Origin of the sequence: Silvibacterium dinghuense (genome assembly GCF_004123295.1) — a bacterium.
Lineage (GTDB): Bacteria > Acidobacteriota > Terriglobia > Terriglobales > Acidobacteriaceae > Silvibacterium > Silvibacterium dinghuense.
Map to the genome: position 1 here is coordinate 1658342 of NZ_SDMK01000001.1, position 23251 is coordinate 1681592.

At 62.3% G+C, this 23251-nt stretch carries 19 protein-coding genes; 12 read left to right on the plus strand and 7 right to left on the minus strand.

Annotated elements, in window-relative coordinates; all coding sequences use genetic code 11:
* The first annotated feature begins 5 nt into the window (after positions 1-5).
* Positions 6-1757 carry a DUF885 domain-containing protein gene (locus tag ESZ00_RS06555; protein ID WP_129207324.1) on the plus strand — a complete coding sequence of 584 codons (1752 nt, stop codon included), beginning with the start codon at positions 6-8 and terminating at the stop codon, positions 1755-1757.
* A gap of 257 nt (positions 1758-2014) precedes the next feature.
* Complete coding sequence (galU, locus tag ESZ00_RS06560; RefSeq protein ID WP_129207325.1) at positions 2015-2890, plus strand: UTP--glucose-1-phosphate uridylyltransferase GalU; 876 nt, start codon at positions 2015-2017, stop codon at positions 2888-2890.
* Positions 2891-3104: 214 nt separating this feature from the next.
* Here galU and ESZ00_RS06565 read toward each other — a convergent pair whose 3' ends face one another.
* From ESZ00_RS06565 to ESZ00_RS06585, 5 genes are all read right to left on the minus strand, one after another.
* A complete protein-coding gene (locus ESZ00_RS06565; protein WP_129207326.1) occupies positions 3105-3662 on the minus strand; it encodes a thioredoxin family protein in 558 nt (185 codons plus the stop codon).
* Positions 3663-3692: 30 nt separating this feature from the next.
* The gene (ruvB, locus tag ESZ00_RS06570; protein WP_129207327.1) at positions 3693-4727 is read right to left on the minus strand and encodes a Holliday junction branch migration DNA helicase RuvB; all 1035 of its coding nucleotides are present in this window, start codon (positions 4725-4727) and stop codon (positions 3693-3695) included.
* A gap of 184 nt (positions 4728-4911) precedes the next feature.
* Positions 4912-8460: a glycosyl hydrolase 2 galactose-binding domain-containing protein gene (locus ESZ00_RS06575; RefSeq protein ID WP_129207328.1), complete on the minus strand. Its 3549-nt coding sequence runs from the start codon at positions 8458-8460 to the stop codon at positions 4912-4914.
* A 159-nt stretch (positions 8461-8619) separates the two neighbouring features.
* On the minus strand, positions 8620-9216 hold the full coding sequence (locus ESZ00_RS06580) for a Maf family protein (RefSeq protein WP_129207329.1): 597 nt from the start codon (positions 9214-9216) through the stop codon (positions 8620-8622).
* A 297-nt stretch (positions 9217-9513) separates the two neighbouring features.
* Entirely contained in the window at positions 9514-10503 is a 990-nt protein-coding gene (locus tag ESZ00_RS06585) for an isoaspartyl peptidase/L-asparaginase (protein WP_129207330.1), read from the minus strand.
* 299 nt (positions 10504-10802) lie between these two features.
* On the opposite strand from ESZ00_RS06585, the gene ESZ00_RS06590 reads away from it, so the two are divergent.
* From ESZ00_RS06590 to bla, 10 genes are all read left to right on the plus strand, one after another.
* Positions 10803-13286 (plus strand): ABC transporter permease, encoded by a 2484-nt coding sequence (locus ESZ00_RS06590; protein ID WP_129207331.1) that lies wholly within the window; start codon positions 10803-10805, stop codon positions 13284-13286.
* A gap of 178 nt (positions 13287-13464) precedes the next feature.
* Positions 13465-13674 carry a hypothetical protein gene (locus ESZ00_RS06595; protein WP_129207332.1) on the plus strand — a complete coding sequence of 70 codons (210 nt, stop codon included), beginning with the start codon at positions 13465-13467 and terminating at the stop codon, positions 13672-13674.
* Positions 13675-14067: 393 nt separating this feature from the next.
* Positions 14068-14868, plus strand: coding sequence for an indole-3-glycerol phosphate synthase TrpC (gene trpC / locus ESZ00_RS06600; RefSeq protein WP_129207333.1), 801 nt, complete (start codon positions 14068-14070; stop codon positions 14866-14868).
* 4 nt (positions 14869-14872) lie between these two features.
* Positions 14873-15547 (plus strand): phosphoribosylanthranilate isomerase, encoded by a 675-nt coding sequence (locus ESZ00_RS06605; protein ID WP_129207334.1) that lies wholly within the window; start codon positions 14873-14875, stop codon positions 15545-15547.
* Positions 15548-15589: 42 nt separating this feature from the next.
* Complete coding sequence (trpB, locus tag ESZ00_RS06610) at positions 15590-16795, plus strand: tryptophan synthase subunit beta (protein ID WP_129207973.1); 1206 nt, start codon at positions 15590-15592, stop codon at positions 16793-16795.
* A gap of 8 nt (positions 16796-16803) precedes the next feature.
* Complete coding sequence (gene trpA, locus ESZ00_RS06615) at positions 16804-17610, plus strand: tryptophan synthase subunit alpha (RefSeq protein ID WP_129207335.1); 807 nt, start codon at positions 16804-16806, stop codon at positions 17608-17610.
* 74 nt (positions 17611-17684) lie between these two features.
* Positions 17685-17996 carry a chorismate mutase gene (locus tag ESZ00_RS06620; protein WP_129207336.1) on the plus strand — a complete coding sequence of 104 codons (312 nt, stop codon included), beginning with the start codon at positions 17685-17687 and terminating at the stop codon, positions 17994-17996.
* Positions 17997-18050: 54 nt separating this feature from the next.
* Complete coding sequence (aroF, locus tag ESZ00_RS06625; protein ID WP_129207337.1) at positions 18051-19106, plus strand: 3-deoxy-7-phosphoheptulonate synthase; 1056 nt, start codon at positions 18051-18053, stop codon at positions 19104-19106.
* A gap of 218 nt (positions 19107-19324) precedes the next feature.
* Positions 19325-20206: a prephenate dehydrogenase gene (locus ESZ00_RS06630; protein ID WP_129207338.1), complete on the plus strand. Its 882-nt coding sequence runs from the start codon at positions 19325-19327 to the stop codon at positions 20204-20206.
* Between the two features lie 315 nt (positions 20207-20521).
* The gene (gene bla / locus ESZ00_RS06635; RefSeq protein WP_129207339.1) at positions 20522-21406 is read left to right on the plus strand and encodes a subclass B3 metallo-beta-lactamase; all 885 of its coding nucleotides are present in this window, start codon (positions 20522-20524) and stop codon (positions 21404-21406) included.
* A 61-nt stretch (positions 21407-21467) separates the two neighbouring features.
* On the opposite strand, the gene ESZ00_RS06640 is transcribed toward bla, so the two are convergent.
* Both ESZ00_RS06640 and ESZ00_RS06645 read right to left on the minus strand, forming a co-directional pair.
* Entirely contained in the window at positions 21468-22703 is a 1236-nt protein-coding gene (locus tag ESZ00_RS06640) for a VIT1/CCC1 transporter family protein (RefSeq protein WP_229740998.1), read from the minus strand.
* 4 nt (positions 22704-22707) lie between these two features.
* On the minus strand, positions 22708-23247 hold the full coding sequence (locus tag ESZ00_RS06645) for a hypothetical protein (RefSeq protein ID WP_129207340.1): 540 nt from the start codon (positions 23245-23247) through the stop codon (positions 22708-22710).
* Positions 23248-23251 lie beyond the last annotated feature (4 nt).

The window sequence follows — 23251 nt, forward strand, 5'->3', positions numbered from 1 at the left end:
ACCGCATGAATCGCCGCATTGCCCCGCTCGTTCTCATTGGAGGCCTGATGACCGCAACATCGCTCCACGCGCAGTCGACCGCCGACCAGTTCCGCTCACTCGCCAGCCAGTACTTCATCGATGTGACCTTCCACTTTTCGCCGACTGGCGGCACCTCGGCCGGCCTGCACCAGTATGACAGCCTGCTCGAGGACTACAGCCGCGCCGGCGTCGACGAGGAAGTGGCCGCGCTGCATACCTGGGAGAAGAAATTCGATGCCGTCGATGCCTCGAAGCTCGATGAGAGCACACAGGGCGACCTCGCGATGGTGAAGAACAACATACGCGGCACGCTGCTTGAGCTCGAAGTCATCAAGCCGTGGCAGAAGAACCCCGACACATATTCGAGCGGCATCACCGGCAGTGCTTTTTCGCTGATGGAGCGCAACTTCGCCTCACCGGACGAACGTCTGAAGTCTCTGGTGGAACGCGAGAAGAAGATGCCCGCTGTCTTTATCGAAGCGAAGAAGAATCTGACCAACCCGCCGAAGATCTATACCGAGATCGCGCTCGAGCAGCTGCCCGGCCTCATCGACTTCTTCCAGCATGATGTACCGGAAGCATTCAAGGACGCGAAGGACCAGGCCACGATCGACGAGTTCCACAAGACAAATGCCGCCGTGATCGCGGCACTCGGCGAGTACGAGCAGTGGGTGAAGACCGACCTGCTGCCACGCTCGAACGGCGACTTCCGCATCGGCGCCAACGCCTTTGAAAAGAAGCTCGAGTATGACGAGATGGTGGACACACCGCTGCCGAAGCTGCTGGATATTGCTTACGCCGATCTGCACAAGAACCAGGCGAAGTTCCAGGAGATCGCCAAGGAAGTCGATCCCAACAAGACGCCGCGCGAGGTGCTGGCCGAGCTGGCGACGATCCACCCTGCGCCGGACAAGCTGCTGCAGGCGTTCCATGACCGCTTCGACAGCGAAGTAGGCTTCATCCGCTCGCACCACATCATCACCATCCCCAGCGACGTGCAGCCGACGCTCGAAGAAACACCGCCTTTTATGCGCGCGACCACGCAGGCTTCGATGGACTCGCCCGGCCCCTTCGAGAAACACTCGACGACGGCATACTTCAATGTGACTCTGCCTGAAAAAGACTGGACGCCGGAACACACGGCTGACTACATGGCAGCCTTCAATGTAGGCACGATTGTCAGCACCTCGGTGCATGAGGCATTCCCGGGCCACTATGTGCAGTTCCTGTGGGTGAACCACGGCAGCCTGAGCGAAGTGCGCAAGCTCGTGACCTCGAACACCAATGTCGAGGGCTGGGCACACTACTGCGAGCAGATGATGCTGGACGAAGGCTATGGCCAGCCCGGCGCAGGCGCGACCGATGCGCGCGAGGCGAAGCTCATCCGCCTGGGTCAGCTGCAGGATGCACTGCTGCGCGATGCCCGCTTCATCGTCGGCATCAAGATGCACACCGGACAGATGACGCAGGAGCAGGCGATTGATTTCTTTGTGAAGGAAGGCTATCAGTCGCGCTCGATCGGTGATGTAGAGACCAAGCGCGGCACCTCCGATCCAACCTATCTCTACTACACGCTGGGCAAGCTGCAGATCATGAAGTTGCGTGCAGATATGCAGAAGAAGGAAGGCGCGGCCTTCTCACTGCAGAAATTTCATGACGATTTCATGAAGCAGGGCGGAGCGCCGATCAAGATCGTACGCCGCGCCATGCTGGGTGACGACTCGCCAACGCTGTAGCGCCTAACATGATTGCAGATGCAAAAGCCGCACCCGTTATAAGGTGCGGCTTTTGCATCTGCACTGTGTGCTGCATCTTCCAGTAAAAATCATGTAACCGTTTGCCTTGCAAATTCCACAGGCAATCCTTCGCAACACGCATGCATCTTAACCTGATGACTTAGAAACTTCTCTATGCCCGAAGAACATCCTCTGTCACACTGAGAAGACGGTGGTTTGTACTCTTCCGATTCATTTCAGCAAGCAAGGACCCCCCAATGAAGCAAAAAGTACGCAAAGCAGTCTTTCCCGCGGCGGGTTTCGGAACCCGCTTTCTGCCCGCCACCAAGGCCATTCCCAAGGAGATGCTGCCTGTCGTCGACAAGCCCATCATCCAGTATGGAGTGGAAGAGGCGATCGCAGCCGGCTGCGAAGAGATCATCATCATTACCGCCCGCGGCAAGACTTCCATTGAGGATCATTTCGACACCAGCTACGAGCTCGAGGCCACGCTCGAAAAGAAGAACAAGGCCGCGCTGCTCGAGATTGCACGCAGCGTGTCCAACCTGGCGAACATCAGCTACGTGCGCCAGAAGGAAGCCAAGGGCCTGGGCCACGCCGTGCTGATGGCCAAGGAACTGGTTGGCAACGAGCCCTTCGCCGTGCTGCTGCCCGATGATGTGATGGACGGCAAGGTTCCCTGCCTGAAGCAGATGATCGATGTCTTCGACGAGGTACAGGGCTCGATCCTGGCGACGATGGAGGTCGATGGCCCGGCGATTTCGGCCTACGGCGTGATGGATGGCGCTGTCTCTGCTTCGAATCCGCGGCTCATCGAGGCCAAGGGAATGGTCGAGAAGCCGAAGTTCGAAGATGCTCCCTCAAAGAATGCGATCGTCGGCCGTTACGTATTGACGCCGGCCATCTTCGAACTGCTCGAAAACATCAAGCCAGGCGCAGGCGGCGAACTGCAGCTGACTGACGGCATCCTGGGCCTGCTCAAAACAGAGAAGGTCTACGGTTACAATTTCGAGGGCGTGCGCCACGATGCCGGCGACAAGCTCGGCATGCTGAAGGCTACGGTCGATTTCGCGCTCAAGCGCGACGACCTCGGACCGGCCTTCCGTGAGTACCTCAAGTCGCTCTCGCTGTAATTGATTTGGAACGCTAATAAATAAGCCCGGCACTCTTTGGAGTGCCGGGCCTTTTCTCTAAAGCAGTCAGGTGTCAGCCACAAAGACGGCCAGTTTTTCCGTGCAAAGACCAAGCTTCGTACCTTCCCACCCTGGTTCTTCTTTGTTTAAAGAAAGAACATAACTCCATTCGCGACCAACGGGAGCGGGTGCCGAAGGCGAAAGGCCCGAGTGGCTAACTCTTCCACTTGATGTTGCAGCCCAGGCTCGGCTTCTGATCGGAGCCGATGGCCTTGCCCGCAAGCAGCGCGTCCATGGCAGCGCGGAGATCGGAACCGGTCACCGGCACTTCGTTGCCGGGGCGGCTGCCGTCGAACTGGCCACGATAGACGAGCGCAAGCTTCGAATTGAAGAGGAAGAAGTCGGGCGTGCAGGTGGCATCGAAGGACCTCGCCACATCCTGCGTCTCGTCGTAGAGATAGGTATAGGCGCTACCCAGCTCCTTCGCCTGCTCGGCAAGGCTCTCTGGCGCGTCATCCGGATACTTCTCCGCATCGTTGCTGCTGATGGCGACGATCGAAATGCCCTGGCCGTCATAGTCCTTGCCGAACTGCGCGAGGCCGGTCTGCAGATGCTTCACGAACGGACAGTGCCGGCAGATGAACATGACCAGCGTACCCTTGGTGCCAGTCACATCGAGGTTGCTCACCTCGGCGCCAGTAGCCACATCGCGCAGGGTGAAGTTGGGCATCGAGGTTCCAAGCTCGACCATGGCAGATTCTGTGCGGGCCATAACGGTTCTCCTCTGAGGGTGAAATGCGGTTTAGAACAGCGGCGTCTGCTGCTTGCGCGGCAGCGGCAGACCGAAATGCTCGTAGGCGAGGCGGGTGACGACGCGACCGCGCGGCGTGCGATCGAGAAATCCATGCTGAATCAGGAACGGCTCATAGACCTCCTCGAGCGCGTCCTGCTCTTCTGCGAGCACCGCAGCGAGCGTGTTGAGGCCGACCGGTCCGCCATCATACTTCTCGATGATGGTCATCAGCAGGCGGCGATCGAGCTCGTCGAAGCCGTGCGCGTCGACCTCGAGCATCTTCAGTGCATACTCCGCGATCTCGCGGTCGATGACGCCCTTGCCGCGCACCTGCGCGTAATCGCGCACGCGGCGCAGCAGGCGATTGGCGATACGCGGTGTGCCGCGCGAGCGCATGGCGATCTCTGCCGCACCGTCCTGATCGATGGGTACACCCAGGACTTCCGCCGAGCGCTCGACGACGTAACGCAGCTCGTCGTCGGAATAGAACTCAAGCCGCAGCAGGATGCCAAAGCGCGAGCGCAGCGGCGAGGACAACAGGCCAGGACGCGTCGTCGCCGCGACGAAGGTGAAGGGCTTGATGTCCATCACGTGGGTGCGTGCCGCGGGCCCCTGGCCGATGATGATGTCGAGCTTGTAGTCCTCGAGCGCGGTATAGAGCTTTTCCTCAAGCACCGGCTGTAGACGATGAATTTCGTCGAGAAAGAGCACCTGGCGATCGCGCAGGTTGGTGAGAATGGCGGTGAGATCGCCCTGAATCTGCAAGGCCGGGCCGGAGGTCTGTTGGAAACCGACATTCAGCTCGTTGGCGATGATCGTCGCAAGCGTAGTCTTGCCCAGGCCCGGAGGCCCGAAGAGCAGCACGTGATCGAGCGCTTCGCCGCGCGACTTCGCCGCTTCGAGCGCGATGGCAAGCTGCTCTTTCGCCTTGGTCTGCCCGATGAACTCCGAAAGCAGCTTGGGCCGCAGCTTCAGCTCGAAGGAGTTTTCGTCGTCGGCACGCGTGGCTGAGATGAGCCGCTCTGGATTTTCTTTTGGAGCCATTCTTTCGCAGTCTATTCGCTACCGGGCGGCGAGGGCAACGCGCGGCTCGTACTCCGGCACACATCCCTTTTCGCGCGAAGACGCAAAGATGCGCAAAGCGCGCGAGGGAATGCTGATTAGGGTTTGTGCTTCCCGCCCAAGCAGAGCTTGGACGGGGCACCCGGTTTCGTTTCCGATGAAACAGCTATTGGCGTTCGTGCGCCTCGACGGTTTCCGGCGCCACGTTCCAGCCACGCACCTTGAGGGTGAGCGGCTTTGCTGCGTCCTTCGCCGGAATTTCGAGGGTGACGGTTTCCGACTCGCCGGGGAGCAGTGAGACATAGTTGTCGCTGTAGAAAGCCGGAAGCACTTCGTTCTCCGACTTTCCTTCGAAGGCTCCGAGCTTGGTATTGAGCGCAGGCACCGTCGCTTCATTCTTCAGAACAATCGAATAGCGCTGCATGCCTTCACCCGCGCCTTGTACCGCATGGGCAGACACAGCTACGTGCGCCTGCGGCATTGCGTTCATGGCGCGGTAGCCTGCGTCGTCCGCCGCGCGCCAGTAGAGGTTGCGCGAGCGCAATGTGCCATCTGCTCCGCTTAGCGCCAGGTGCACGATAACCGTCGTGTCGCCTTCGAGCTTCGCGAGGTCGAGCGGGAAGGCGTTCGTCACATTGTCGGTTGCAGCGTCGAGCATCTGGTCCTTGTGCAGCAGCAGCTTGCCGTCAAGCGAGTAGACATCGGCCTCTGCCTTGAGCTGCTTCGCCTCTTCGCGCGTAGTGTTGATGACCTGCACGAGGTTCGCGGCGAGGTCGAGCTGGATATGCAACGGTTCGCAAGCCTTCTGCGTGCCGTAGTAGGACGCATGCGTGTCGTAATCCGAGCTGAGAATGCCCCACAGCATGCTCGGCCATGAGGGCTGCGTCATCCATAGCAGGCGGCCACCGTTGGGCGCCCACAGGTGCGCGTTGAAACCCTCGAAAATGGCGCGGTAGTCGACGTAGTTCATCATCTGCGCCTGCTGCTCGTATTGCTCGAGGCTGGTGGCCATACCGAACATCGCCTCCATGTGCTGGTCGAACGCGCCGTACGGATGCCAGTTGTGATACGCCCAGTCATCGGTGATGGGCCACTGGTCCTGCTTCGGAATCCAGCGGCTGAACCACTCGAGCGTCGGCAGCGAAGGCGTGCCCACTTCGACAGCAAAGCCGGGATCGAGCTTGTTGTAGTAATCTGCCGGATTCTCATAGGAATACGGTCCGCTCGGCTCGAGATTCACCTGGTTTGACGAAGGCGAATAATAACGTGTGCCGTCGAGCTGATGCGTGAGCGCGATGAGCCCGCGATTGATGATGGGCTGCGGCACACCTTCATTGCGGCCGCACCACATCACGATCGAAGGATGGTTGCGGTAACGCAGGATGGTGTCGCGCGCGTTGGCGAGGAAGAGCTGCGGGTCCTCAGCCTCGGCGTTCGAGTCCGTCGTCACTTCCCAGAAGTCGTTCCATACCAGCATGCCGTATTCGTCGGCAAGATCGTAGAAAACTTCCTCGGTGTTCTGGCCCTGCCAGTTGCGGATCACGTCGAGGTTTGCCTCGCGGTCGTAGCGAAAGAATGGTTCAAGATGTTCACGCGAGACGCGCTTGCGTGAGTCATCGAGGCCCCAGCTGCCGCCGCGTACCGCGATGCGCACACCATTCACGCGGATGATGAGATCGGGCGTAGCACGCGTATCGGCAACAGGCTCGAATACCGGCGAGTTGTCCTGTCCTTGCGCAATCGAGGAGGCCCATCCCTGCGCGACCTGGCGCATGCCTTCGTGGGTCACGTCTACCTGTGGTGCAGCAGCCTCGCGGCCCAGCGTCGGATCATAGTTCACGCGCTTGAGTTCGCCCTCATTGTTGAGCAGGCTCAGCTCATAGCTGATCTCGCGCACGCCGAAGTGGAGCTTCTTCTCGCTCGGTGCATCCCCATTCGGCGCAAAGGTCAATGTCAGGTGATAAAGCTCGGGCTTGCCGTAGCCGTTTGGCCACCACAGCCGCGGATGATCGAGATGCAGCTCATGGAATGCCGCAGGCGCGAGCTTCACGACGACGCCCTCCGGGGGAACACTGACCTGTTCATGAATCTCGACGCCCTCGAAGCTCGCCGTCAGCGTGCCCTCTACTGTATGTTCGGCAACATTGCGCAGCGGCACGTTGATCAGCACGTCGGCCTGCGAAATATCCGGCAGCGGCAGATGCGTGACGACCTGCGGATCGCCAATCTCGACGGCACCGCTCGCGACCAGGCGTACAGGCTGCCATAGCCCGGTGTTGCGGTCGTGCATCGGAGGGTTCCAGTCCCAGCCTTCCGATGACATGAAGGTTGGGCCATCGAGCTCCATTGCGCCGCCGTTCAGTCCTGAACCCAATGCGATCGACTGCACATTCGGAATGCCGGGATGAGGTACCGGCGAGACGCGAATGGCCACGGCATTTTTGCCATCCGCGCGCAGCAGCCTCGTCACATCGAAGATACCGCGCATAAACGCGCCGTCGATCTCACCCAGCCGCTGGCCATTGCACCACACCTCGGCGCGATAGTTGATGCCTTCGAAGACGAGGCGCAGATGCGAACCAGGCACAGTCTTCGGCGTCACGAACTCGGCACGATACCAGTAGTCCTGCCTGTTGAGCTTCTCCGGGATGTCGAGGTTGTCGAGACCATAGTCCGGGTCGGGATAACGCCCGCGGTCGATCATCGTCGAAAGCACGGTGCCAGGCACAGTCGCGGGCATCCAGCTGGCAGCATCGAAGCCGGGTGCCGAGATGGCCTCGGGCGTTGCCGTGAGGTTCGGTGCTTCCACCAGCTTCCAGCCGCCGTTCAGAATCCAGCCGCCTGCATCGGTGGCCACGAGTGTCGTCGTAGACAGAGGCAGCGGCGCAGCCTTGGGCTTGCTGAAGGGCACGTTCTGCTGCGGCATCGTCGAAGGGTCTTGCGGCGCGCGGTTGCCGATGTACTGCACGGACTGGATCGGCCAGGGCTTAGAGCCTTCCTCGAACACGATGAGGTCCGCGTCTGGTCGATCCTTACCAAGTGAAGCGATTTCAGAAGAGGTCTTCGCCCCGCGCGCGAGGGTGAAGTCGGCAATGTATCCGCCGAAGTGCGGACAGGGCAGGGTGTCGCACTCGGCCGGCGGCGTCACAGGACCAAGGATAAGCTGCGGATCGATCGATCCTGAGACGATGGACCCGCTCGCAGCCTCTACGGTGTCGACGTAGAAATGCGCGGTCGTGCCGTCGTAAGTCGCCGCAAACAGATGCCAGCCGTTGTCGATGTTCTTTGCAGCGACCAGTGCATGTCCGCTGCCCAGGCGCAGAGCGGGCTTGCCGTCGATTAGAGCGAAGTAACGCGAGTCCTCAGCTGCGGGATCACCGGCACCGGCGATGAGGATCGTCTTCGGCGCAACGGCATCGAGCTTGACCCACGCGGAGAGCGTCCATGGCGCCCGCGCATTCAGGATCGGGTCACGCTCCGGCAGCGGCTTCTCGAGTCCGCGTCCGCCGGTGAGCAGGTGTGCGTTGTACGGGCCATAGTGCTCATAAGGGAGGAACGGCTGGTGCTGGCGCAGCACCGGCACTTCAAGCGGCTGCGACGGAGGAGCCTGCGGGTGCGGCTGCCCGGCCTGCGCATACAGCGTGTTCGGCAAAACGGTGGCGGCAGACAAGAGAACAGCAGCGCACAGGCGTGCGAAATCACGGCAAGCGGACACGGGGGCTCCTCAACTCGTGGACAGCGGCAGCGCAGGAGAGCGCTCCACCTCCAAACCAGTATAGACAGGTGACTGGCCGTCACGGGCGGGCGCTTGCTTCGCTCGCCTTCGTTGCTGCTGCAGAATTGCTCGGGGCTCCCGCTGGTCGCAGGTAGGGCTCTACACCGCCACAGCTGAACTCTTTGTCAACTGCTTCTTCACGCCCTCGATCATCGACGCGACCAGCGCCACCGGCAGACCAACAACGTTGAAGAAGCAGCCGTCCACACGCGGGATGAAGCGCGAGGCCGCGCCCTGGATGCCATAGGCTCCAGCCTTGTCACGCGGCTCGCCGGTCGCGATGTAGGCAGTAATCTCCGCGTCGGAAACTGTGGCGAAAGTCACCCACGTCACCTCGGCCGCCACCTCGGTGATTTCGCCCGCAAGCACGGCCACGCCCGTGGCGACCTGGTGCGTCGCGCCAGAGAGCAGGCGGAGCATGCGAGCGGCATCAGCATCATCCACCGGCTTACCCAGGATCTCGCCATTTGGCGCGACCACGGTGGTGTCGGCGGCGAGAATCATCCGCTGGTCCGCATCGGGAAGCTTGGCGCGGACAGCTTCGGCCTTCTCGCGCGCCAGGCGGGTGACGTAGGCGATAGGCGACTCACCCTCGCGCGGCTCCTCGGGGATATCGCCAGGCATCACGGTGAAGTCGAAGCCGGCACGGGTAAGCAGCTCTTTACGGCGGGGCGAAGCGGAAGCGAGAACGAGCATCGTTTGATTATGGTGGAATTCCATGAAAGAGGGATTTCAGGGCTCAGGGCTCAGGGCTCAGGGCTCAGGGCTCAGGGCTCAGGGCTCAGGGCTCAGGGCTCAGGGCTCAGGGCTCAGGGCTCAGGGCTCAGGGCTCAGGGCTCAGGGCTCAGGGCTCAGGGCTCAGGGCTCAGATAGATCGTAAAACCCGGATGCCCCACCCATGACAGGTTTTCCGTCATAGGTGGGTCTCACACAGACCTTCAAGTCGAGCCCTCTCGCATCCCCACCCACATTTCTACCCCCTACACCCTGCTTTTAGACCTTCACGCCCACGCGAGGGCCGTCCGCGGTGTGCACGCCCCAGGCCATGCGCGGTGTGTTGTGGGCGATGCCCCAACGTCCCTGCGCGTCGAGCAGAATCATGCCGCCGTGTCCGCCCAGTCGCTGATAGAGGTAAGAGATCGCCTCCTGCGCGACCTGCTCTGGAGGGCGGCCCATCTGCACGCGGTCCGTCGCCCACTTGCCCAGCACCAGCTTCATGATCGGCTCACCCCAGCCGGTAAGCGAGACGGCCGCGCTCTGATTGTCGGCGTAGCAGCCGCAGCCAATCAGCGAGGAGTCGCCGACACGGCCGGGAGCCTTGCTCAGGGTACCGCCGGTCGAGGTCGCTGCCGCGATGTTGCCATCCACGTCGAGCGCCACCGCACCCACCGTGTCATGTGAGTCCACAGGGCCGCTGGAAGGTCCTCCCAGGCCGCCGAAGCCTGGTTCCGGCTTGACCGCTGTCTCCGGCGACTTGTCGTCGCCAGAGAAGGTGATGTCCGGCAGCCCGGCGCGCTCGCGCTCATGCGCCTCTTCGAGTCTGCGGCGCTCTCGATCTACGATCAGCTCCTCGTTCGCGATCAGCGGCATGCCGTGCGAGGCGGCAAAAGCCTCCGCGCCCTCGCCTACGAAGTAGACATGCGGGCTTTCATCGAGCACCAGGCGCGCTGCCCGGATGGGATTCCGCAGCCGCTCCACACAGGCGACGCCGCCCGCGCGCAGGGTCGCTCCATCCATCAGCAGCGCATCCATCTGCACGCGGCCATCGCGGGTAAGGAAGCTGCCATAGCCGGCGTCGAAGGTGGCGTCGTTTTCAAGTTGCGTCACCGCGGCCTCAACGGCCTCAATCGCGGTTGCGCCCTTTTCAAGAAGAGCCCAGCCTGCCTGCAGCGCATCGAAGACGCCCTGCTCGTTGGCTTCGGTCATGTCATCCGGCATGGCCCATGCGCCGCCGTGAACGATAAGAATTGGGGATCGCTGCATACGTGAACCTTTGAGTATAGGGGACTACGCGTCCAGCGATCCGCTCGCTTCGCTCGCATAGTTGCTATGCAGACAGAATCAGCACCCATGTTCGTCCCTTGTTCGTCCCTTTCCATTTTTTGCCCCTGACGAGCCTCTGTCCGAAAGCGGACACCCCCGTTCCGGATCGAACAGCCGGATTCCTGCTGCCGCCCGCTCCTCTTGCGGCAAGGCTCCATTCTTCAACGCATTTCGCCATGGGCAGCATGGAATGCGGATTGCTTGCTGGCTTCACTTACGCTCGGGGAAAGAGGTTCCTCATGTTTCTGCAGGATGTGAAGTACGCGCTGCGCCAGCTTCGTTCTTCGTGGGGATTCGCAGCCCTGGCGGTGATCACCCTGGCGCTCGGCATCGGCGCCAACACGGCCATGTTTACGGTGGTAGAGAACGTCCTGCTCCGGCCTCTCCCCTATCCCGGCGCCGGCCGCATGGTGTTCATCGCACCGGCGGGAGAGAGCCGCATCGGCGCCATCTCCTACCTGAACTACCGCGATATCCGTGACCAGTCTCAGACGCTCGAGACCGTAGCCGGCTACTCGGAAGATGTCGCAGTGATCGAAGGCAAGGAGGGTGGGGTGAGCGTGACGGCTCCGCACCTGACCACCAACGCCCTTACGATGGCTGGCGCGCAGCCGCTACTGGGCCGCATCTTCACCGAAGCCGAAGGCCGGTCGAACGGCCCTCAGGCCGTCATCCTCTCCGAGGCCCTATGGCGCCAGAACTTCAGCGCCGACCCACGCATCATCGGCCAGACCATCCGTGTCAGCGGCGTGCCACATACCGTCGTTGGCGTGATGCCGGCCAGTTTCCGGTTTCCGGAGACAATCGGCGACGACCTGACCAAGGGCATCTGGCTGCCGCTGCAGCCCTCCGACGAGATGCTGAAGGACCGCGGCTACAACTTCTTCAATGTGGTCGCGATGATGCGCCCCGGCGTGTCACTGACCGCCGCTACGCAGGAAATACGCGGCATCGCCATGCGCATCCGCAGGCAGAACGGCAAGGACGCCGCCCACGTGGACTTCCGCGTCAGCTCCTACCAGGACACGGTCACCGGCAATGTCCGCCCGGTGCTCTGGGCGCTTGAGGGCGCGCTGGGGCTGGTACTCCTGATCGCCTGCGCCAACGTGGCGAACCTGCTGCTGGCCCGCTGCCTGGGCCGCCGGCAGGAGTTCGCCGTACGCGCCGCGCTCGGAGCGAGCCGGTGGCGGCTGGTGCGTCAACTGCTGGCTGAGGGACTTGCGCTGAGTATCCTCGGCTGCAGCTTCGGACTGATGCTGGCCTGGGCGGCGCTGGCTTCGCTGAACAAGCTGCCCTCCGGGACGATCCCACGCGCCAACAGCATCGGCATCCACTGGACGGTCATCCTGGCCTTGGGCGCCATTGCCACGCTGACCACGGTGCTCTCCTCGCTGCTGCCGGCGGTCATAGTCTCGCGCACCGACCCTCAGCCTGCGCTGCAGGCCTCGTCGCGCGGCCTCGGCAGCCGCTCGGTGAGCGGAAAACTGAGCGGCTGGCTGGTAGCCGGCGAAGTCGCCCTCTCGGCAGTCCTGCTGGTGGGCACCGGCCTGCTCTTTCATACCCTCTGGAACCTCGAGCACACCCATCTCGGCTATGACACTGAGCACATCACGCGCTTCACCGTGATGCCGGCCGATGCAGCCGGCTTCTCCGCACTCGCGGTCTCTACCGATACTGCAAACGCACCGGCTTCGGTGGCCGACACCATCTACCAGCCCGCGCTCGAGCGCATCCGCCAGTTGCCCGGCGTGGCGGGAGCCGCACTGGCCACCACGCCTCCGCTCTCCGGCGGCGACCTGAGCTCGAGCTTTGACATAGTCGGGCATCCCACCCAGGACAACAACAAACGTGAAACACGCCTCTCCGCCGCCAGCGAGGATTACGCCCGCGCCCAGGGCACGCCATTGCTGCGAGGGCGCATGATCGCGGCCAGCGACACCGCCTCCACACTGCCGGTTGTCGTGGTCAACGAGGAGCTGGTCAAACAGTACTTCCACGGCTTCGACCCTATCGGCCAGCAGCTGAGTTTCGGCGGCAAGGACACAGGCATGGTGAAGCCCTATACCATCGTCGGCATCCTCGCCAACGAGGCCGATCACGGGCCGGGCTCCGACCCGCAACCCTTCGCGCTGATCCCCTACCGGCAGATCCCGACAACCTCGCTCTTCTACCCGGCGCTGCTCAAGACCTTCGTCATCTTCACCGTAAAGACGCGCGGCGATATCGCGATCGCACCGGAGATGCGGGCGGTCTTTAAGGAGATCGCCCCAGGGTATGCCCTCGACAACTTCCAGACCATGCAGGAGGCTCTCGACCAGAACACCTTCAGCCAGCGCCTCGGCCTTTACCTTACGGCCTCCTTTGCCGGGCTTGCCGTGGTTATGGTCATCGCCGGCCTCTATGGCGTGCTGGCGCAGCTGGTCAGCTATCGCCGTCGCGAGATCGGCATCCGCATGGCGCTCGGCGCCACCCGCCAGAGCATTGCACAGATGATCCTGCGCCAGGCAGGCATACTCATCGTGGCCGGACTGGCGGCCGGACTGGCCTTGAGCATGCTCGCCGGCAGGCTGGTGAAGAGCTATCTCTACGAAATCAAAACACTCGATCCAGGCACTTACATCGGCGTGATTGTCGCACTGCTCATGATCGGTACGATCGCCTCGTTGCTGCCGGCGCGAAGCGCCTCGTCCATTGAACCTATGGAGGCGCTCCGCGAGGACTGACCGTCCAGAGAACCTCTCGCTTTGCTCGCATTCCTGCCCCTATCAGAGCTTTCGGCCGCTCCATGGAATGCTCCGAATAGCGACACTTTTTGTCGGCATTACCAGAAAGAATGGAAATCTATTTTCCTAGCAACCCGAGCAGGGCCATAATGGCTCCCATTGCATGGAGGAAACAACCATGATCGCTTTGCACAACGGACAATGCGGACTTTGTAGCCACTTCGGCGAAGAACACGCCAACGCCGAAAAGCTGATACAGATTCACTCCACCATGAAAGCTCCGGAGGACTTCCTGGACAGCTGCGGCCATCCGAAACTCATGTCACTCCACCTGAAGGTGTCGGCAGGAAGCGGTTGCGACGGCTTCCATCCCGTAGCGCGAGCCTGAGGACTGGCCGTCCAGGCGGACGCGCGCTTTGCGCGCCGTTCCTGCCAGTGCCAGCTTCCGTGGCGCTCCCTTTGGTCGCGGCCAAGGGGAGCGGAAGACCCCGCATCTCGATTTCGAGATGTGGGAGAGCATAAACCGCTCTGTCTCCTCTGTGGTGAAATTTTTGTCCCCACCCAAGCAAAAGAGGCTTGCGTGGGTCGCCGTCAAGAGCATGAGAGTGCGTGGCATGGGCTCGGTCCTGGGCATTCAGCCAGCGCCCGAGAACCAATTCCGCTCGCGACCAGCGGGAGCGGAAGCCGAAGGCTCAAGGCCTGGACGGCCAGTCCCCGAAGGCGTCCCGCCTTGCGCGCAGTAGCTATACTGGGAAGAAGCACTTTTGCTCAGGACGCTGCCGTGCATCTGGAACGCATTCTTCATCAAACCCGCGCCACGGTGGCCGAGCGCAAGCGCCAGAGCCCCGCAGGCGAACTGGAACGCCGCGCCGCCAGCCACATTCCGCGCGGCTTTGCGCGCGCTCTCAGGGCCGCTGCGCAGCATGGGCCGGCGATCCTCGCCGAACTCAAAAAAGCTTCTCCTTCCAAAGGCCTGATCCGTCCGGAATTCGATCCGCATTTTCTCGCGCAATCGCTCGCCAACGGCGGCGCTGCGGCGCTCTCCGTGCTCACCGATGAACCGTTCTTCCAGGGCAGCCTGCGTAATCTGGAAATTGCGTCTGCCGCAGTGACCATCCCCTGCCTGCGCAAGGATTTCATCGTCGACAAATACCAGATTGTGGAGGCACGGGCGCACGCGGCCGATGCGATCCTGCTGATCGTTGCCGCACTGACCGACGATGAGCTCGAAGCCTTCACAAATGAGGCGCACGACTACGGCCTCGACGTGCTCTGCGAAGTCCACACCGCCGAAGAACTCGAGCGCGTGCAGGACCTGGGCTGCGATGCCTACGGCGTGAACAACCGCGATCTCAAAACCTTCAACGTTCGCCTTGAAACCTCACTGGAACTGGTGGGCCGCCTGCCCAAGGATGCGGTGAAGGTCGCCGAGAGCGGTATCCATACCTCGGAACATCTTGAGATCCTTCGCAACGCAGGCTTCGACGCCTTCCTCATCGGGGAATCGCTGATGCGGCATGCCGATCCAGGCGTGGCGTTGAAGGCGCTCGTGGGCGGCGTGCCACAGACCGAGCGGGTCTAGCGTCATGTGGGTCAAGATCTGCGGCAACACCAGCCTTGAAGATGCCCGCGGTGCAGCCGAGGCCGGCGCGGATGCTCTGGGCTTCGTCTTCGCGCCCAGCAAGCGGCAGGTCACGGTGGAGCAGGTCGCGGTGATTACTCCCCATCTGCCCGAGCAGGTAGAAAAGATCGGCGTCTTCGTCGATGCATCCTTCGAAGAGATTGCACATGCCGTGGAAGTGGCGGGGCTGACCGGCGTACAACTGCACTCGGCAGTCCATTCCGGCCTTGCGACGCGACTGCGTGCGCGTTTCGGCCCAGACTTTCGCCTGCTGCAGGTGATCCATTATCAGCAGGAGCTGACTTCGCAGCTCACAGCCGTACGCCAAAACACAGCCATCGACGGCGTGCTGATCGACTCGCGTACAGCGACGCTGGTCGGCGGCACAGGCGTGCGCTTCGACTGGCCTGCGGCGCGGCGAGCGCTGGCCGCATCGGCCGAGGGCTTGAAGATTGTCGTCGCCGGCGGCCTTGATCCCATCAACGTGGCCGAGGCCATCGCCACGCTGCAGCCTTGGGGCGTGGACGTGGTGACCGGCGTCGAAGCCGCTCCGGGACGCAAGGATCACGCGAAGGTGAAAGCGTTCCTCGAGAACGCACGCATTGCGGCGAGCAAGCTGAATACGCCGATCTCGGTTTAGTCTGGAAGTGAGGACACGACAGTGAGCACAGCGACGGAAACGATGCAGGCGGAAGAAACCACGAAGAGCGTGCCGGGACGCTTCGGCGCCTACGGCGGCCGCTATGTGCCGGAAACTCTGATGGCGGCGCTCGAAGAGCTCGACCACGCCTACGCCGAGGCCCAGGCCGATCCCGACTTCCATGCGCGCCTCGACGGGCTGTTGCGCGAATATGTCGGCCGTCCCACACCGCTTTACTACGCGGCGCGCCTCACCGAGTCGCTGGGCGGCGCGAAGATTTACCTCAAGCGTGAAGACCTGCTGCACACCGGCGCACACAAGATCAACAACTCGCTTGGCCAGGGCCTGCTGGCACAGCGCATGGGCAAGCAGCGCATCATTGCCGAGACCGGCGCAGGCCAGCACGGCGTGGCCACGGCCACCGTCTGCGCGCTGCTCGGACTCGAGTGCGTGGTCTACATGGGCGAGGAAGACATGCGCCGCCAGGAGTTGAACGTGCTGCGCATGCGCATGCTCGGCGCGGAAGTACGCGGCGTCAGCTCAGGCTCGAAGACGCTCAAGGACGCAATCAACGAAGCGATGCGCGACTGGGTCACGAACGTCCGCAACACCTTCTATATCCTCGGATCGGCACTCGGATCGCATCCCTATCCGACCATGGTGCGCGACTTCCAGCGCGTCATCAGCAAGGAGATGCGCGCACAGATCCTCGAGCGCGAGGGCAAGCTGCCGCACACCATCATCGCCTGCGTGGGCGGCGGGTCGAACGCCATCGGTGCATTTTACGAGTTCCTGCCCGATCCGAACGTCCGCCTGATCGGTGTGGAAGCCGGCGGACGCGGCCCGAAGCTCGGCGATCACGCGGCGCGTTTCCAGGGAGGCGTTCCGGGCGTGCTGCAGGGCACCTATTCTTACGTGCTGCAGGATGAAGACGGCCAGGTGCAGCTCACTCACTCGGTCTCAGCCGGACTCGACTACGCCTCGGTCGGCCCCGAGCACGCGATGCTGCATGATTCCGGCCGCGCCACCTACACTGCCGCCACCGACCAGGAGGCGCTCGACGCGACCGTCACCTTGGCCCGCACCGAGGGCATTCTGCCCGCGCTCGAGAGCGCGCACGCCGTGGCCGAATGCCTCAAGGTTGCGCCGACACTCTCCCGCCATGACATACTGGTAGTCAACCTTTCCGGCCGCGGCGACAAGGACATGGGTATCCTCGCCAAAGAGCTGAATCTTAAGGGAGCGTAAGCAGTTCGATGGCTATCCGTTTTGCCGGCAAGCCGGGTCTGGTTGCATACCTGACCATCGGCGATCCCGATCTCGAAACCTCGCATGCGATTGCCTTGGCGGCGATTGACGCGGGTGCGGATGTGCTCGAACTGGGTGTTCCCTTCAGCGATCCCCTGGCCGATGGCCCGGTGATCCAGCGCGCTGCCGAGCGCGCCCTCAAGACCGAAAACGGCCGCAAGGCCACCAACCTGGCCGACGTACTCGCACTGGCTGCCGACCTGCGCCGCGAGCGCCCCGAAGCCGGGCTCATCATCTTCTCCTACTTCAATCCCATCGTCCGCTACGGCCTGGAGCGCTTCTGCGCCGCCGCCGAAGCCGCCGGTGTGGACGGCGTGCTGGTGACGGACATGATTGTCGAGGAAGCCGCCGAGTATCTCACCGTTCTCGAACGCCACAACCTGGCGCCGATCTTCCTCGCCGCACCCACCAGCCCCGACGAACGGCTGAAGAAGATTGCCGAAGTTTCGAAAGGCTTTATCTACGCCATCTCTCGCGTAGGCATCACCGGCACGCAATCCACCATGACGAATGACGCCACCGAACTGGTGACGCGTCTCCGTCGATGGAGCAAGCTGCCCGTCGCCGTGGGCTTCGGTGTCTCCAATGCAGAGCATTTTGCTGCCGTGGGAGAGTTTGCCGACGCCGCCGTGATCGGCAGCGCGATCGTCCAGATCATCGAAAAGTCCGAGCCTGCCGAGGCTCCCAGCTCGATTGCCCGATTTATCAAGGGTCTGCGTACAGGCGTGCATGCGCCCGTACTTCAGGCCCGTTAAATCCCCTCACTCGTACAAGGCAATCGGGTTTTGGCAGAGGGCACGCCATCGTGCGCGCCGCAGAAGGAGAAGGCATGGACATCGAAGACTGGCGGAAGAAAATCGACGTGCTCGACCGGCAGATCGTGGAGCTGTTGAACGAACGCGCCACTGCGGCGCAGGCGATCGGCAAGCTCAAGAAATCCACCTCATTGCCGGTGTACGAGCCCAATCGGGAGCGCGCAGTGTTCGACAGTGTGCGGGCGGCGAATCAAGGCCCGCTGCCGGATATCGAACTGGTGCATATCTACGAACGGATCATCGACGTGATGCGTGCGCTCCAGAAGAATGAACTTGCCTCCCAGAGCAGTGTGGCTCAGGAGAGAGCTCCGGAAGAAGCGCGCTAAGCGCGCCACCGGAAGAACCGCGCGGCGCGGCCGCGCAGGACAGGATAAAGAACCATGATCGTAGCCATGCAGCCCAATGCGACAGAAGAACAAATCCAGGATGTTGTCGCGCGCATGATGGAAATCGGCTTCAACGTCCACAAGACCACCGGCACGGTGCAAACCATCCTCGCCGGCGTAGGTACACCGGGCCAGTTCGACCACAAGGATTTCGAGCTCTTCCCGGGCGTAGCCGAAGCCGTGCGCATCTCTTCGCCTTACAAACTCGCAGGCCGCGGCTTCCGCCCCGAGGGCACCGTCATCACCTTCCCCAACGGCGTGAAGGTCGGCGGTGAAGAAGTCGTAGCCATGGCCGGACCATGCTCCGTCGAGAGCCGCGAACAGATCTTCCTCGCAGCCGAGCAGGTAAAGGCCGCGGGCGCGAAGTTTCTGCGCGGAGGCGCATACAAGCCCCGCAGCTCGCCGTACAGCTTCCAGGGCATGGGCGTGGAAGGCCTGAAGCTGCTGCGCGAAGTGGGCGACAAGACCGGCCTGCTCGTCATCACCGAGGTGATGGAGATTTCGCAGATCGAGGTCATGCTGCCCTATATCGACTGCTTCCAGGTGGGCGCGCGCAACATGCAGAACTTCAACCTGCTGCGCGAGCTGGGCAAGGTCCGCAAGCCGGTGCTGCTCAAGCGCGGCATCGCCGCCACCATCGAAGAGCTGCTGCTCTCGGCCGAGTACATCCTGGCCGGCGGCAACTATGATGTGATGCTTTGCGAGCGCGGCATCCGCACCTACGAGACCTACACGCGCAACACGATGGACATCTCGGCGATCCCGGTCATTCATCACCTCTCGCACCTGCCCATCATTGCCGATCCCTCGCACGGCACCGGCAAGCGCGCGATGGTGCCGGCGATGGCGCGGGCCTCGGTCGCTGCGGGCGCGGACGGCCTCATCATCGAGGTGCACCCGAATCCCGACAAAGCTGTCTCCGACGGCGCGCAGACGCTCTTCCCCGAGCAGTTCGCAAAGCTGATGGACGAGTTGCGCATCATTGCTCCGGCCGTGGGACGGACGGTGACGGCTGCTCCGGTGGTAGCACCCGAACCCGCAGCCGTTTAAAGCTCGGGAGGAGAGTAACGTATCAGGGCACGACTGAAGTCGTGCCCTGATACAAAGCCTGAACGCTTCCCAATCTCTACGCACTGTCACCCCGACCGAAGCGAAGCGCAGTGGAGGGGCTTGCGGTTCTCTCTCAACAAGCTTGGACAAGGGTGCCCCATCCAAGCTCCGCTTGGGGGTCACGAACCCACCTCCAGCAAATGCTTTAGGCTAGAACCATGCCTATCGAGCGCATCGCCATTCTCGGAACGGGACTCATAGGAGCCTCGGCGGGACTGGCGCTGCGCTCGCATGGTTTTGCGGGCACCATCACCGGCTGGGACCCGTCTGCATTAGAGACCCGGATCGCGCTTGAGACCGGTGCGATCCACTGCGCGGCGGACCCAGCGATCGAAGCCGCCCTCGACGTAGCCAGGTCCAGCGACGTGATTCTGCTCAGCGGCCCGGTCTTCACCATTCTTGAGTGGCTCGACCGCCTCGCGCCTGAGCTTACTCCCGCACAACTGGTCACCGACGTCGGCTCGGTGAAGGGCGCCATCTGCGCGCGTGCAACAGGCAAGTACAACATGCTCGAGATGGCAGGCTTTCTCCCCGGACACCCCATGGCGGGCAAGGAAGTAGGCGGCGCGGCCAATGCCGACGGCGCACTCTTTGAGAACGCAGCGTGGCTCTTTACCGAGACCAAAGATACGCAAGGCATGAGCCCTGCCGCACGCACTCTCGCCAATGATTGGCGTGCGTGGACAGCGCGCTTTGGCAGCCGCGTCCTCGACCTCGCGCCGGAACGGCACGACGAGGTCTGCGCCTGGGTCAGCCACCTGCCGCAGTACCTGGCGACGGCGCTCTCGGCACTGCTCGAAGACGAGTTCCCCTCGAAGGAAGAGATTCAGGCCATCGGAGGCCGCGCCCTGCGCGAGATGACACGCCTCGGGTCAAGCCCATTCTCCATGTGGCGCGACATCGCGCACACGAATACGGAGGCCGTGGCCGCAAGCATCCTGGCGCTCGAGCAACGGCTGCAACACCTGCGCGAGAACCTCAAGACTCCGGAACTGCGCGAGGAGTTTGTGAAGGCGAATTTGTTTCGGAACGGGTTGTAGAAAAGAACCCGGGTGCCCCATGTCTCGCTTCTGAGACATGGGCATGCGAAAGCTCTATACCCTACACCCTCACTCACACCCTTCGCTCTCCAGAACAGCAGCAGTGCAACAGACGCCACGCCGTTGAGCAGCGTGCTGTGCGCGAGGCCTAGACGGATGATTTCGTTCTCCGCGATCCAGTTGCCGATGGCGGCGCCTACGGTGCGCGCGACTAAGACCACCGTCCAGTAGAGCGCGATGGCCGTGGTCGCGCGGCATCCGAAGACGAAGAGCACCACCAGCAGAGGAAGCGGTTTCCCCGTAAGATCAGAAGCGATGCGCCGCCTGACACTCCTGTTTCTTCTCGTCCTATGCTCTTTCGCCCATGCGGAGATCGACCCGTCATGGACGACACCGATCACTCCATTCCGCATTGCAGACAATCTCTATTACGTAGGCAGCCGCGATCTTGCCAGCTATCTGGTCGTGACATCGCAGGGAAACATCCTCATCAACGCCAATCTCGCCACATCGCCAGTGCAGATACGCGCGAGCGTGGAGAAGCTGGGCTTTCGCTGGAGAGATACAAAGATCCTGCTCAACAGCCAGGCACATTCCGATCACATGGCCGGAGCCGCCAAGGTGATTCGCGAGACTGGCGCAAAGAATATGGTGATGGACGGCGATGCAGACGTGGTCGAGAGCGGTGCGCGGACAGACTTCCTCGCTGCCTCACCTTCTATCGTGAAATATGCGCCCGTGCATGTGGACCGCATCCTGCACGACGGCGACACGGTCACGCTCGGCGGAGTCATACTGACCGCACATAAGACGGCGGGACACACACGCGGCTGCACTACGTGGACCATGCGCTCTCATCTCCCGCGCGAGCCGCAGGGGACAGTACGCAACATCGTCATCATCGGAGGAACCAGCTTCTGGTCCGAATATCACTTCGTGGATACGCCAGCTCACCATGCGAGCTATCCCGGCATTGCTCAGGATTTTCAGCACACATTCGCCACTCTGCATGCATTGCAGTGTGACGTGTTTCTCGGCGCGCATGGACAGTACTTTGACATGCTCACCAAGCTCAAGCGCTATCCGCAGGAGGGTCCTCGGGTCTTCATCGATCCGGCCGGCTACCAGGCATTTGTCACCGAGGCGCAGCAGTACTTCGAGCAGGAGTTAGCCAAGGAAGAAGCTGAGTCCAAACACTGACACGCTCTGAACCATAGCCCACACGGGTAGAGAACAAGCCCGTGTGGGCCCCTCTGTGAAGCTAAGCTCCGATGTGCCCCAGCCCGATACCGATCACATATGTGACCACGCCTTCCACCGCGCCGACCAGCGTCATCTCAAATCCGCTCGCCCACCAGCTGCGTACCGTGATCAGGGACTTGGCTGCTCCGACCGCGAAGTGCGCCAGCAGCGACACGACAGCCGAAACGATAATCGCCTCATAGCCGCGCATAAAGAAGAATGGAATGATGGGCACAAAGGCTCCCACCGCCGTCGAGATAGCGCCGCTCACGGCCGAGGTCGCCGGGTTCGGCAGTGCATCCTCGGTGGAATTCAGCCGCTCGGCAGAAAGCGCGCGCAGGAACTGCTTCTTATCTCGGGCAATGTGGTCGACGACACGATCGGCGTCGTCTTCCGGCAAGCCCTTGACCTGGTAATAAAGCGAGAGCAGCTCACGCGACTCGGGCGCGTTCATCTCGATGGTTTCGCGCTCCCGCTCAACCTCTGCCTCGTAGATTTCGCGCTCGCTCTTCGCGGCAAGATACGCGCCGGAACCCATGGAAAGCGCGCTGGCAATCATGCCGGCGATACCGGCCAGCAGCACATAATGGCTGTTGCCCACCGTGGCGCCGGAGACGCCGGAGACGATGCCGAAGATAGCGCCGAGCCCGTCGTTCACCCCGTAGATGGCGTCTCCTATCCAGCCTGCAGCCTGGCGCCCTGAGCCCGAGCGCCTGGCCAGCAGTTCGCTGAGCAGCGCCTGCGGGCTGGCTGCGGCAGCTTCGGCCTGCCTGCGCGGGTAGTGCTCGCGGACGAGCGTGCCGAGCTCGATATAGTGCTCGCGTTCTTCGTCGATAACCCGGCGGAGAATGGCAAGGCTGGGTTCATCTTCCAGCTCCTTGAGCTGCTGGCCGTAGTGCGCAATGGCGCGGCTCTCATCGATCTCGAGGCGCCGCAGCGCCATGCGCTTGCCGCCCAGGCGATTCGCCAGCGAGTCCGCATCGCCATTTGGTTTGCCTTTGTATCGCGGCGCATCGCCTCCGAGCTCAGCGATACGGCCTGCCCATGCTGCGGCGTGCTCGGCCTCGGACTCCGCCATGTGCTCCAGGGTGCGCTTGCGAATCGGGTCCGCATCCTCACGTGCGAGCGCGAGGTAGGTATGATGCCCGGTCATCTCGGTCTGCCAGTTGGACTCGAGAGCCGCCAGCAGTTTGCGCACTCGAGGAGTGCGGACTTTCATTTCGGGGCTGGCGGGCGCGTCGTACGGAGCGGACATAATCTTAAGGGACATCTCCAATGCGGTAAGGAAAGCTGAAACGGCCAATCTGCATCACGGAACGGTCTGCCGGCAGCCAGATTCGAAACGATTCTACCCGAGTGATGGCGGGATTCAAGCCGGCAGCGACCGTGCCCACAGGACGGCCAGTAGCAGCTTCATAAAACTTCACCTCCAGGCCATCTTCGATATGCTGCCAGCCAACGACATAAGAGCCGGGATCGAGCGCGAAATTTCCCACGCGCAGCGCTACCTGGGTAAGGAAGAAATGCGAGTATTTGCCATCCGCCGAATAGCCGGCCGTGATGAGCACGACACCGGCGACGAAATGCCCGCGGCCATCCGTAATGCCGGAGGCGGTGCGCATCTCTGTCTCGATGCGCTCCTGTTGAACAGGCGCTCGCGCGGGAAGCAACGATTTCAGCTCGTCATCGGTGGCAGCGCGCCAGCGCGCCTCCGCGCCTAGAAGGCTGGGAGAGATCGCCTGGGCAGCCAGCGCGAGAGCGAAGAGCGACAGGATGCGGCGGCGGGAGAGTGCAACCATGGCG

Coding starts and splice junctions, on each gene's coding strand:
- ESZ00_RS06555 (WP_129207324.1), top strand. CDS start 6: ATGAATCGCCGCATTGCCCCGCTCGTTCTCATTGGAGGCCTGATGACC.
- galU (WP_129207325.1), top strand. CDS start 2,015: ATGAAGCAAAAAGTACGCAAAGCAGTCTTTCCCGCGGCGGGTTTCGGA.
- ESZ00_RS06565 (WP_129207326.1), bottom strand. CDS start 3,662: ATGGCCCGCACAGAATCTGCCATGGTCGAGCTTGGAACCTCGATGCCC.
- ruvB (WP_129207327.1), bottom strand. CDS start 4,727: ATGGCTCCAAAAGAAAATCCAGAGCGGCTCATCTCAGCCACGCGTGCC.
- ESZ00_RS06580 (WP_129207329.1), bottom strand. CDS start 9,216: ATGCTCGTTCTCGCTTCCGCTTCGCCCCGCCGTAAAGAGCTGCTTACC.
- ESZ00_RS06585 (WP_129207330.1), bottom strand. CDS start 10,503: ATGCAGCGATCCCCAATTCTTATCGTTCACGGCGGCGCATGGGCCATG.
- ESZ00_RS06590 (WP_129207331.1), top strand. CDS start 10,803: ATGTTTCTGCAGGATGTGAAGTACGCGCTGCGCCAGCTTCGTTCTTCG.
- ESZ00_RS06595 (WP_129207332.1), top strand. CDS start 13,465: ATGATCGCTTTGCACAACGGACAATGCGGACTTTGTAGCCACTTCGGC.
- ESZ00_RS06605 (WP_129207334.1), top strand. CDS start 14,873: ATGTGGGTCAAGATCTGCGGCAACACCAGCCTTGAAGATGCCCGCGGT.
- trpB (WP_129207973.1), top strand. CDS start 15,590: ATGCAGGCGGAAGAAACCACGAAGAGCGTGCCGGGACGCTTCGGCGCC.
- trpA (WP_129207335.1), top strand. CDS start 16,804: ATGGCTATCCGTTTTGCCGGCAAGCCGGGTCTGGTTGCATACCTGACC.
- ESZ00_RS06620 (WP_129207336.1), top strand. CDS start 17,685: ATGGACATCGAAGACTGGCGGAAGAAAATCGACGTGCTCGACCGGCAG.
- aroF (WP_129207337.1), top strand. CDS start 18,051: ATGATCGTAGCCATGCAGCCCAATGCGACAGAAGAACAAATCCAGGAT.
- ESZ00_RS06630 (WP_129207338.1), top strand. CDS start 19,325: ATGCCTATCGAGCGCATCGCCATTCTCGGAACGGGACTCATAGGAGCC.
- bla (WP_129207339.1), top strand. CDS start 20,522: ATGCGCCGCCTGACACTCCTGTTTCTTCTCGTCCTATGCTCTTTCGCC.
- ESZ00_RS06640 (WP_229740998.1), bottom strand. CDS start 22,703: ATGTCCGCTCCGTACGACGCGCCCGCCAGCCCCGAAATGAAAGTCCGC.
- ESZ00_RS06645 (WP_129207340.1), bottom strand. CDS start 23,247: ATGGTTGCACTCTCCCGCCGCCGCATCCTGTCGCTCTTCGCTCTCGCG.